General features: G+C 70.2%; 8 protein-coding genes. 5 read left to right on the plus strand and 3 right to left on the minus strand.

Annotated elements, in window-relative coordinates; all coding sequences use genetic code 11:
- Nucleotides 1–80: 80 nt before the first annotated feature.
- The 3 genes from ACFCZF_RS15220 (at nucleotide 81) to ACFCZF_RS15230 (ending at nucleotide 4,644) form a co-directional block, all read left to right on the plus strand.
- Nucleotides 81–2,123, plus strand: coding sequence for a TerD family protein (locus tag ACFCZF_RS15220; protein ID WP_376672031.1), 2,043 nt, complete (start codon nucleotides 81–83; stop codon nucleotides 2,121–2,123).
- Nucleotides 2,124–2,377: 254 nt separating this feature from the next.
- Complete coding sequence (locus tag ACFCZF_RS15225; protein ID WP_376672032.1) at nucleotides 2,378–3,379, plus strand: TerC family protein; 1,002 nt, start codon at nucleotides 2,378–2,380, stop codon at nucleotides 3,377–3,379.
- A 164-nt stretch (nucleotides 3,380–3,543) separates the two neighbouring features.
- The gene (locus tag ACFCZF_RS15230; RefSeq protein WP_376672033.1) at nucleotides 3,544–4,644 is read left to right on the plus strand and encodes a calcium:proton antiporter; all 1,101 of its coding nucleotides are present in this window, start codon (nucleotides 3,544–3,546) and stop codon (nucleotides 4,642–4,644) included.
- A 57-nt stretch (nucleotides 4,645–4,701) separates the two neighbouring features.
- On the opposite strand, the gene ACFCZF_RS15235 is transcribed toward ACFCZF_RS15230, so the two are convergent.
- Nucleotides 4,702–5,748 carry a S66 peptidase family protein gene (locus tag ACFCZF_RS15235; RefSeq protein WP_376672034.1) on the minus strand — a complete coding sequence of 349 codons (1,047 nt, stop codon included), beginning with the start codon at nucleotides 5,746–5,748 and terminating at the stop codon, nucleotides 4,702–4,704.
- Between the two features lie 104 nt (nucleotides 5,749–5,852).
- On the opposite strand from ACFCZF_RS15235, the gene aroQ reads away from it, so the two are divergent.
- On the plus strand, nucleotides 5,853–6,326 hold the full coding sequence (aroQ, locus tag ACFCZF_RS15240) for a type II 3-dehydroquinate dehydratase (protein WP_375906238.1): 474 nt from the start codon (nucleotides 5,853–5,855) through the stop codon (nucleotides 6,324–6,326).
- Nucleotides 6,327–6,405: 79 nt separating this feature from the next.
- Here aroQ and ACFCZF_RS15245 read toward each other — a convergent pair whose 3' ends face one another.
- Both ACFCZF_RS15245 and ACFCZF_RS15250 read right to left on the minus strand, forming a co-directional pair.
- Nucleotides 6,406–7,062 carry an MBL fold metallo-hydrolase gene (locus ACFCZF_RS15245; protein WP_375906241.1) on the minus strand — a complete coding sequence of 219 codons (657 nt, stop codon included), beginning with the start codon at nucleotides 7,060–7,062 and terminating at the stop codon, nucleotides 6,406–6,408.
- 49 nt (nucleotides 7,063–7,111) lie between these two features.
- Nucleotides 7,112–7,798, minus strand: coding sequence for a maleylpyruvate isomerase family mycothiol-dependent enzyme (locus tag ACFCZF_RS15250; protein ID WP_376672035.1), 687 nt, complete (start codon nucleotides 7,796–7,798; stop codon nucleotides 7,112–7,114).
- 223 nt (nucleotides 7,799–8,021) lie between these two features.
- On the opposite strand from ACFCZF_RS15250, the gene uvrA reads away from it, so the two are divergent.
- Nucleotides 8,022–11,063, plus strand: a complete 3,042-nt coding sequence (gene uvrA, locus ACFCZF_RS15255) for an excinuclease ABC subunit UvrA (protein WP_376672036.1) — start codon at nucleotides 8,022–8,024, stop codon at nucleotides 11,061–11,063.
- Nucleotides 11,064–11,173 lie beyond the last annotated feature (110 nt).

Genomic DNA, 11,173 nt, shown 5'->3' on the forward strand with positions numbered 1-11,173 from the left:
CCGGCCGGCCCCGTGAGCAGCACGGGCGGTCGTCGCACGACACATCACGAGTGACGCACGAGTGACACAGGGGGAAGGCGATGACGGCCGAGCTGACGCGGGGACAGAACCACCCGCTTCCCCGGGCCCGTCTCGAGATCCGGGTCTCGGCCGGCACACCGATCGTGGCCGGAGCAACGCTCGGCGACGAGAACGGCAGGGTCCACGGCGTCGAATGGGTGGCCCACCCGGGCACGCCCGCCCTGCCCGGTCTGGAGGTCTCCCGGCAGGCAGCCGCCGACCATCGTCTCGCGGTGGACCTGGACGCCGTGCCGGACACCGTGCACCGCGTCAGTGTGCTGCTCGCCCTGCCCGCCGGCGGGATGGGCCCGGGCCGCTTCGGGGCCGTCGCCGCCCCCTTCGTCGCCGTCACGGGCCTCGACGGTGACGAGGTCGCCAGCTACACCATCACCGGTCTTGAGGCCGAGTCAGCCGTCGTCGCGCTGGAGCTATACCGGCGGCAGGGTGCCTGGAAGGTGCGCGCCGTCGGCCAGGGCTACACGGGCGGTCTCGCCGAACTCCTCACCGACCAGAACCTGCCCCAGGCCCACCAGCTCGCCCGAAGCATCCAGGAGGCGGTGGCCGGCGGCCTGGCCCGTTCGGTGCCGGCACCCCCGGCACGGACGGCCGACGGCAACCGCTCCCGGCAGGCCGCCACCCCGGCGCACGGTCCGGACCACGACACCGCCGCGCCCCAGGGCACCCCCGGCCCCGTACCCCCGGTGTCCCCGTACGACGCCCGGGGTGTGTCCGACCCGCAGACGCCCGGCGTTCCGGCACGGCACGGCACGCAGCAGCCGTATCCGGCCGGACCGGGGGACTCCGCCACCGGCGGCCAGCCGTCCGCGCCCACCGCCGGCGGCCCGATCGACTACAGCCACCCGCGCCGGCAGAACGCCGCTCCGCCTCCGCCCCCACCCACCGCACCCCCGGCCGCACCCGGGCAGCCCGCGCGGCCCGTCGCGGGCGACGCCACCGGCTGGTCCATGGAAGAGCGGCTCTACAACCAGGTGTGGGGCATGTTCGAGGACCTGGCCCGCACCACGGCCGCGTACCGCAGTGCCGTCGACTTCGCCGACTCGCGCATGGAGAAGGAACTCGACCAGGTCCTGTCCGACCCGCGCAGCCGGATCGGCGGCCAGGGCGACGCCGCCCGGGAAGCGGCGCGCACCCGGCACACCCAGCTCGTCTCCCAGGCCCGGGAGGCCCTGGACCGGGACGTCGCTCAGCTCGCCGCAGAAGCGGATGTGGTCGAGCCCGCCCTGCCGGCGGCCTACGCGCGCTGGGACAACCCCGTCTGGCACGCCTACCGCGTACCCATGGAGATCCCCATGGCCCTGCGGCTGGGCGATCTCCATCTCCCCGAGACGGACCGGATACACATCCCGCTGCTGGTCCGGTTGCCGCTGGAGCGCGGCCTGTGGATCGACAGCGGGCGTTCCGCCTCGCTCGACGGTTCGTTCGCCGACTCCCACGAGATGCGGCGCCTGGGGCTGGAGACGGCGGTCGCGCACGCGGCGAGGCTGCTCGCCGTCTATCCGGCGGGTGAGTTCACCGTGCACGTCATCGACCCGGCCGGATCAGGGGCGCGGGCACTGGCCCCGCTGGTGCAGACCGGAGTGCTCGCGGCCCCGCCCGCCCTGGGCGCCGCCGGGACGGCGGACGTGCTCGCCCGCCTCACCCAGCGCGTCGACCTGGTGCAGATGGCGTTGCGCGGAGGCGCTCCCGACGCGCTTCCGCCCGGCCTCGACACGTCCCAGCAGCTCCTGATCGTCAACGACTTCCCGCACGGCTTCGACGACCGGGCGGTGAACCAGCTCCGCTACCTCGCCGACGAGGGGCCGGCCGTGGGCGTCCACCTGATGATGGTCGCCGACCGTGAGGAGTCCGCCGGGTACGGGCCGCTGCTCGACCCGCTGTGGCGCTCGCTGCTTCGGCTGACGCCGGTGGCCGACGACCACCTCGCCGACCCGTGGGTCGGGCATGCCTGGACGTACGAGCCGGCGCTCGTGCCGCCCGGCAGTCAAGTGCTCCAGCAGGTGCTCACCCAGGTCGCCGCAGCCCGCCGTCCGTGGGACCGGTGACCGCCTCCGAGCTGGTCTTTTGAGCTTAATTTGCGAATCTCTTTACCTTCTCTTGGGGAATGGGGTAGTGTCGTCCGTACGGAGGGGAGTACTCCCTGTCTGTGCGGCGTACCCGTCAATACGGATCAGGCCAGATCCCGGGGCGTCGGCCCGTGGGTTCCGAACGCGTCACGTGTCCCGGACCCGGGTGGAAGAGACCTCCGGCAGCGACGACGCTGACATTTGCCGTGTGACGTACTGCCGGAGGCGTAGTAGTGGAAGTTTCTGTGACCCTGTGGGTCCTGACCGTCGTGGGCCTTGCCGCTCTGATCGGTGCCGATTTCTTCATCGGCCGCAAGCCGCACGACGTATCGATCAAGGAAGCCGGGATCTGGACGGCCGTCTGGATCGCCCTGGCGGCCCTCTTCGGAATAGGCCTGTTCGTCTTCGGTGGCGGCCAGCCCGCCGGCGAGTTCTTCGCGGGCTACATCACCGAGAAGTCCCTCAGCGTGGACAACCTCTTCGTCTTCATCCTGATCATGGCGAAGTTCGCGGTGCCCACGCAGTACCAGCAGCGAGTGCTCCTCATCGGTGTCCTCGTAGCCCTGATCCTGAGGACCATCTTCATCGCGGCGGGTGCCGCGATCATCGCCAACTTCTCCTGGGTCTTCTACATCTTCGGCGCCTTCCTCATCTACACCGCCTGGAAGCTCATCCAGGAGGCGCGGGCCGACGAGGACGACGAGGAGTTCGAAGAGAACAAGCTGCTCAAGGCGGCCGAGCGCCGCTTCGGCGTCGCCGACCGATACCACGGCACCAAGCTGTGGATCGAGGAGAACGGCAAGCGCGTCATGACCCCGATGCTGGTCGTGATGCTCGCGATCGGTACCACCGACGTGCTCTTCGCGCTCGACTCCATCCCGGCGATCTTCGGCCTGACCCAGGACCCGTACATCGTGTTCACGGCCAACGCGTTCGCCCTGATGGGTCTGCGTCAGCTGTACTTCCTCCTCGGCGGTCTGCTGCGGAAGCTGGTGCACCTCTCGTACGGCCTGTCGGTGATCCTGGGCTTCATCGGCATCAAGCTGGTGCTGCACGCCCTGCACGAGTCCGGGGTCCACGTCCCCGAGATCAGCATTCCGGTCTCGCTCGGCGTGATCTGCTCCGTCCTGATCGTCACCACGATCACCAGCCTTCGGGCCTCCAAGAAGCAGGCCGAGGCGGAAGCGGCGGCCACCAAGGACGACGACGCCCCGAAGGACAGCGTCGAGGCCTGACCACCTAGGGTCCCCCGGCCGGGCGCCGGGGACCAGCACCGGGAGCGGCGAGCGGCGAAGAGCCGCCCGCCGCTTCCGGCATGCACATCGCAGCGAGGTGACCCGGTTCCCCGGCCCGCGTGACAGAGAATGCGGGGCCCATCGCCCTCTGCGACGATCTCCGCATGGTCACTCGTCCCAGGGCGCTCATCACGCATTGGACGACTGCCACGCCCGTGGTCGCGGTCGTGCTGCTGGCCTTCACCTGGGGGCGCGACGTGCCCGGCGCGGTCGTCGCGCTGCTGACGATCGTCCTCGCGATGGCCGTACTGGCCGCCGTCCACCACGCCGAGGTGGTCGCCCACCGGGTCGGGGAGCCGTTCGGCTCCCTGGTCCTCGCCGTCGCCGTCACGGTCATCGAGGTCGCGCTCATCGCGACCCTCATGGCGGACGGCGGTGACAAGAGCGCGACGCTGGCCAGGGACACGGTCTTCGCAGCCGTGATGATCACCTGCAACGGCGTGGTCGGCCTGAGCCTCCTGGTCGCCTCCCTGCGGCACGGCACCGCGGTGTTCAACCCGGAGGGCACCGGCGCGGCCCTCGCGACGGTCGCGACCCTGGCCACGCTCAGCCTGGTGCTGCCGACGTTCACCACCAGCGCGCCCGGCCCGGAGTTCTCCACCGTCCAGCTGACGTTCGCCGCACTCTCCTCGCTGGTCCTCTACGGCCTGTTCATCGCGACCCTCACGGTGCGGCACCGCGACTACTTCCTCCCGATCACCCGCCAGGGCGACGTGATCACCGTCGAGGACCACGCCCACGCCCCGCCGGCCCGCACCGCCCTGATCAGCCTGGGGCTGCTGGGCCTGGCACTGATCGGCGTGGTCGGCCTCGCGAAAGGGGTGTCGCCCACCATCGAGGACGGAGTGGAGGCCGCAGGGCTGCCCCACGCCGTCGTCGGCGTCATCATCGCCCTGCTGGTACTGCTCCCCGAGACCATCGCCGCCCTGCGCACCGCGCGCCGCGACCGCGTGCAGACCAGCCTGAACCTCGCGCTCGGCTCGGCGATGGCCAGCATCGGCCTGACCATCCCGGCGGTCGCCCTGGCCTCCGTATGGCTCTCCGGACCGCTCGTCCTCGGCCTCGGCTCCACCCACATGGTGCTGCTCGCCCTGACCGTGGTGGTCGCCTCGCTGACGGTCGTGCCGGGCCGTGCCACGCCCTTGCAGGGAGGCGTCCATCTGGTGCTGTTCGCGGCGTATCTGGAACTCGCCGTCAACCCGTAGTCGTCGTAGACATAGACATAGACATAGACAGAGACGTAGACGTAGGCGGGGCGAGCGTCAGTACGTGACGGTGATGCGGCGGGCCGGCCCGTCGACCCGTACGGTGCCCCCGTACGGGATGACGACCTGCGGATCGGTGTGGCCGAAGTCCACGTCGAAGACGATCGTGGTCTCGGGAGCGTAGGCCCGCATGGCCCGCAGCACCGCCTCACGCTGCTCAGCCGCGTACCCGGCGGCCTCTTCGGGGCTGTTGGGACGTTCGAACGACCACGTCTTCGGGCGGGCCATCAGCAGCGCGGAGAGACGGCGGAGCAGCCCGCGCTCGCCCATGTTGCGCAGGGTGCGGAAGACTTCCGTGGCGCTCGGCATCTCCTCGGAGGTCTCCAGGAGCAGCACGCCGTCGTCGTACTCCGCGGGGTCGCGGGCCATCTCGCGGTCGGCCATCAGCAGCCCGGCGAGGATCTCCAGGCAGCCGCCCCAACTGCGTCCCTCGGCCACCCGGCCGGCGTTCACCCAGGACCATCCCGACCCGAGCCGGGAACCGGGTTCCTCGTCGAAGGTCGCCGGGTCGGCCCAGTCGCGGTCGACGTCGTTCCAGCGCTCGGCGGGCCGCAGTTCGTACGGGCCCGGGGTGAACAGCGCCGCGCGCAGGGAGTCGGCGGTCTGCGGGTGCATGGCGACGGGACGTCCCAGCTCGACCATGACGCTCGCGCCGTGGTAGCCGACGATGCCGGTGTTGCGCAGGTAGGCGAGCAGATTCGTGTTGTCGCTCGTACCGAAGAACGGCTTCGGGTTGGCCCGGATCAGCTCCCGGTCGAGCAGCGGCAGTACGGTGATCTGGTCGTCGCCGCCGATCGACGCGATCACGGCCTTGATGTCGGGGTCGGCGAAGGCCGCGTGGATGTCGGCGGCCCGCTCGCCGGGCGTGGAGCCCATCTTCCGGGTGGCCGGGTACTCCACCGGCTCCAACTCGTACTCCTTGCGCAGCCGTTCCAGGCCCAACTCGTAGGGGAGCGGGAAGAGTCCAGGCAGACCGGAGGAGGGGGACAGCACCGCGACACGGTCGCCGGGCGAGGGCTTGGGCGGGTACGCGATCGGCGTCATGCACGGAGGGTACGGCCGGCCGGATCGTCGGCGCACCGTGATAAACCGGGGTCCGAGCAGCGGTCCGCCAAGGGCCGCCGCACCCCGAACGGACCGGAGGAACCGTGCCCCGCACCCTGGCCAACGCCCCGATCATGATCCTCAACGGCCCCAACCTGAACCTGCTGGGTCAGCGTCAGCCGGAGATCTACGGCTCCGACACCCTCGCCGACGTCGAGGCACTGTGCGTGAAGGCGGCGACGGCACACGGCGGCACGGTGGACTTCCGGCAGTCCAACCACGAGGGCGAACTCGTCGACTGGATCCACGAGGCCCGGCTGAACCACTGCGGGATCGTGATCAACCCCGCCGCCTACTCGCACACATCCGTCGCGATCCTGGATGCGCTCAACACCTGCGACGGGCTGCCGGTGGTGGAGGTCCACATCTCCAACATCCACCAGCGCGAGTCGTTCCGACACCACTCCTACGTCTCCCAGCGCGCCGACGGTGTGATCGCGGGGTGCGGCGTGCAGGGTTACGTGTTCGGCGTGGAGCGGATCGCGGCGCTGGCCGGGGCGGGACAGGCCCAGGCCTGAGCTGCGGGGGCCGCCGGCCGAGAGCGGGAATCGGGGAACCGGCGGCCCTTGTACGCGTCGCGCGAGGCACGCCCGGCAGTCACCAGCCGCGAGCGCGCCACTCCGGCACGTGGGGCCGCTCCGCGCCGAGCGTGGTGTCCTTGCCGTGCCCCGGGTAGACCCACGTCTCGTCCGGGAGCACGTCGAAGACCTTGGTCTCGACATCGTGGATCAGGCTCGCGAACGCCTTCGGATCGTCGTGTGTGTTGCCTACACCGCCAGGGAAGAGACAGTCCCCGGTGAACACATGGGGATGCCCGTGCGGGTCGTCGTACACCAGGACGATGGAGCCCGGAGTGTGCCCGACCAGGTGGCGCGCGGTGAGTTCCACCTGCCCCACCCGGATCGTGTCGCCGTCGTCGACCGGGACGTCGGTCGGCACCGGGATGCCCTCGGCGTCGTGCCGGCCCGCGTAGGTGCGGGCGCCGGTGGCCGCGACGACGTCGGCGAGCGCCTGCCAGTGGTCGCCGTGCCGGTGAGTGGTGACGACGGACGCGATGCCGCCGTCACCGATCGTGCCGAGCAGCGAGTGCGCGTCGTTCGCGGCGTCGATCAGCAGCTGCTCGTCGGTGGCCCGGCAGCGCAGCAGATAGGCGTTGTTGTCCATCGGGCCGACCGCGACCTTGGTGATCATCAGGTCCTTGAGCTCGTGCACATCGGCGGGGCCACCGACCCGCACCTCTCCGCTGTACGTCATATACGCCAGCCTAGCGCTGGGAGGCGGTCCGTAGACCGCCGTCCCCGGGCTACAGCGGCGGCAGCGACGGCAGCGGGCCGCCCTCCGCCGACAGTGCGGTCCCCTCGCGGCGCCCGGCGAGCCAGCCGAGCAGGTCGGCCGGGGGACCGGTGACCGTCACCTCGGGCTCGCCCGCCTCCCGGCCCGTGCTCCACGCGCGCGTGCCGTCGGTGAGGCGGGTGGGCGGCACGTCAGGGTGCCCGGCGAACCGGGCGGCCAGGAAGTCGGTCTCCCGCTCCGTGAACTGCGCCGGAAGATCCTCCAGCTCGTACCCGATGCCCAGGTCCACGTGGTGCAGCTCCACCTCGACCCACCGCCGGAACGGCAACCGGGAGGCGGAATCGGTGATCCCGCCCCGCAGCTCCACCGTGCGCGACCAGTCCGCGAGCGCGGCCGAGGCGTCCTGGAACCGGACCGCGCTCTCGCGCACGTCGGTGAGCTGGGCGTCGAGGGGGCGCGGGGCGTCCCGCTCGATGTCGGCGTCCCGGGCCTCGCCGGAGACGTACATGGGGCGTCCTTCGAGGACGTTCACGAGGGCGTCCGCGTTGCGGGCGAGGTGGGCGAGGACGTGGCCCCGGGTCCAGCCCGGAAGCCGTGACGACTCCGTCACGGACGCGTTGTCCAGTTTCCCGACCGCGTTGAGCAGCCGCTCGGTAGCGTCACGTACAGACGCCAGGTCATGCGCGTGATCAATCATGGTGCTGACCTTAGACCGCGCCACACCTTCGGGTGAAGGTGGCGGACGACGCCCGCAAATCGAATGCACGTGCTATATGGTCGGATGCGGCGTCGGGCATGCTGGGGAGTCGGGGTTTGTTGACAACCGGTGAATCCGACCGGCGTTGTCAGTGGCTCCCCCTAGTCTGAGAAAGACGGGGGCCTCGCCCCTGTCACTTCTCTCAAGAAAGGTGCGGACCGGCGTGGCCGACCGTCTCATCGTCCGTGGCGCGCGCGAGCACAACCTGAAGAACGTCTCGCTCGACCTGCCTCGTGACTCGCTCATCGTCTTCACGGGCCTGTCCGGGTCGGGCAAGTCCTCCCTGGCCTTCGACACCATCTTCGCCGAGGGCCAGCGGCGCTACGTGGAGTCGCTCTCCTCCTACGCCCGGCAGTTCCTCGGCCAGATGGACAAGCCGGACGTCGACTTCATCGAGGGCCTCTCCCCGGCGGTCTCCATCGACCAGAAGTCGACCTCGCGCAACCCTCGCTCCACGGTCGGCACCATCACCGAGGTCTACGACTACCTGCGCCTGCTCTTCGCCCGCATCGGCAAGCCGCACTGCCCCCAGTGCGCCCGGCCGATCACGCGTCAGTCGCCGCAGGCCATCGTCGACAAGGTCCTGGAGCTGCCGGAGGGCAGCCGCTTCCAGGTGCTGTCGCCGCTGGTGCGCGAGCGCAAGGGCGAGTTCGTCGACCTCTTCGCCGACCTCCAGACCAAGGGCTACTCCCGCGCGCGGGTGGACGGCGAGACCATCCAGCTGTCCAACCCGCCCACGCTGAAGAAGCAGGAGAAGCACACCATCGAGGTGGTCGTCGACCGTCTCACGGTCAAGGACACCGCCAAGCGCCGCCTCACCGACTCCGTGGAGACCGCCCTCGGCCTCTCCGGCGGCATGGTCGTGCTCGACTTCGTCGACCTCCCCGAGGACGACCCCGAGCGCGAGCGGATGTACTCCGAGCACCTTTACTGCCCGTACGACGACCTGTCCTTCGAGGAACTGGAGCCCCGCTCCTTCTCCTTCAACTCGCCCTTCGGCGCCTGCCCCGACTGCTCCGGCATCGGCACGCGCATGGAGGTCGACCCGGAGCTGATCGTCCCCGACGAGGACAAGTCCCTCGACGAGGGCGCCATCCACCCCTGGTCGCACGGACACACCAAGGACTACTTCGGTCGCCTCATCGGTGCCCTCGCGGACGCCCTGGGCTTCCGGACGGACATGCCCTTCGCGGGCCTGCCGCTGCGCGCCCGCAAGGCCCTGCTGTACGGCCACAAGACCCAGGTCGAGGTCCGCTACCGCAACCGGTACGGACGCGAGCGCCGGTACACCACGGCCTTCGAGGGCGCGATCCCCTTCGTCAAGCGCCGGCACAGCGAGGCCGAGAGCGACGCCAGCCGCGAGCGCTTCGAGGGCTACATGCGCGAGGTGCCCTGCCCCACCTGTGAGGGCACCAGGCTGAAGCCGCTCGTCCTCGCGGTCACCGTCATGGGCAAGTCGATCGCCGAGGTCTCGGCGATGTCCATCAGCGACTGCGCGGACTTCCTGGGCGAGCTGAAGCTCAGCGCCCGCGACAAGAAGATCGCCGAGCGCGTGCTGAAGGAGGTCAACGAGCGGCTGCGGTTCCTGGTCGACGTCGGCCTGGACTACCTCTCGCTGAACCGCGCGGCCGGCACCCTCTCCGGCGGCGAGGCCCAGCGCATCCGCCTGGCCACCCAGATCGGCTCCGGACTCGTCGGCGTGCTGTACGTCCTCGACGAGCCCTCCATCGGCCTGCACCAGCGCGACAACCACCGGCTGATCGAGACCCTCGTCCGGCTCCGCGACATGGGCAACACCCTCATCGTCGTCGAGCACGACGAGGACACCATCAAGGTCGCCGACTGGATCGTCGACATCGGCCCCGGCGCCGGCGAGCACGGCGGCAAAGTGGTGCACAGCGGCTCCCTCAAGGAGCTGCTCGACAACGCCGAGTCGCAGACCGGCCTGTACCTGTCCGGCAAGAAGGCCATCCCGCTGCCCGACATCCGGCGCCCGCGCGACCCCTCCCGGCAGCTCACCGTGCACGGAGCCCGCGAGAACAACCTCCAGGACATCGACGTGTCCTTCCCGCTGGGCGTCTTCACGGCCGTCACCGGCGTCTCAGGATCCGGCAAGTCGACCCTGGTCAACGACATCCTGTACACGCACCTGGCACGCGAGCTGAACGGCGCCCGGAGCGTCCCCGGCCGGCACACGCGCGTGGACGGCGACGACCTCGTCGACAAGGTCGTCCACGTCGACCAGTCGCCCATCGGCCGCACCCCGCGGTCGAACCCGGCGACGTACACCGGCGTCTTCGACCACGTCCGCAAGCTGTTCGCCGAGACGACCGAGGCGAAGGTCCGCGGCTACATGCCCGGCCGGTTCTCCTTCAACGTCAAGGGCGGCCGCTGCGAGAACTGCTCGGGCGACGGCACCATCAAGATCGAGATGAACTTCCTCCCGGACGTCTACGTCCCGTGCGAGGTCTGCCACGGCGCCCGGTACAACCGGGAGACCCTGGAGGTCCACTACAAGGGCAAGTCCATCGCCGACGTCCTGAACATGCCGATCGAGGAGGCGACCGACTTCTTCGAGGCGGTCCCCGCGATCTCCCGGCACATGAAGACGCTGAAGGACGTCGGCCTCGGCTACGTCCGGCTCGGCCAGTCCGCGACCACCCTGTCCGGCGGCGAGGCACAGCGCGTCAAGCTCGCCAGCGAGCTGCAGCGCCGCTCCACCGGACGCACGGTCTACGTCCTGGACGAGCCGACCACCGGTCTGCACTTCGAGGACATCAGCAAGCTGCTGACCGTCCTGTCCGGCCTGGTCGACAAGGGCAACACGGTCATCGTCATCGAGCACAACCTCGATGTGATCAAGACCGCCGACTGGGTCGTCGACATGGGCCCCGAGGGCGGCGCCGGTGGTGGCCTGGTGGTCGCCGAGGGGACGCCCGAGCAGGTGGCCGGCGTTCCCGCCAGCCACACCGGGAAGTTCCTCCAGGAGGTCCTCGGCGCCGACCGGATCAGCGACGCTGTCACGGTGAAGACCCCGCGCAAGGGGGCGAAGACGGTGGCGGCCAAGACAACCGCCAAGAAGACCGCCACCAAGAAGGTCACCGGCACGGCCGCCAAGAAGACCGCCACCAAGACGGCCAAGAAGGCCACCACTAAGGCCACCAAGCCCGCCGCGAAGAAGACGACGCGGACGAGCAAGGCCTGAGCCGAAGCCGCGCCGGGCCCCACGGACGATCCCGTGGGGGGCGGAGCGGGGTTTGTGCTGGGCACGCCCTCCCGGAAACCCCAGGTTCCCAAAACGCCTATCTAGCCGGA

The organism is Streptomyces sp. NPDC056296 (assembly GCF_042268605.1).
Taxonomy (GTDB): Bacteria; Actinomycetota; Actinomycetes; order Streptomycetales; family Streptomycetaceae; genus Streptomyces.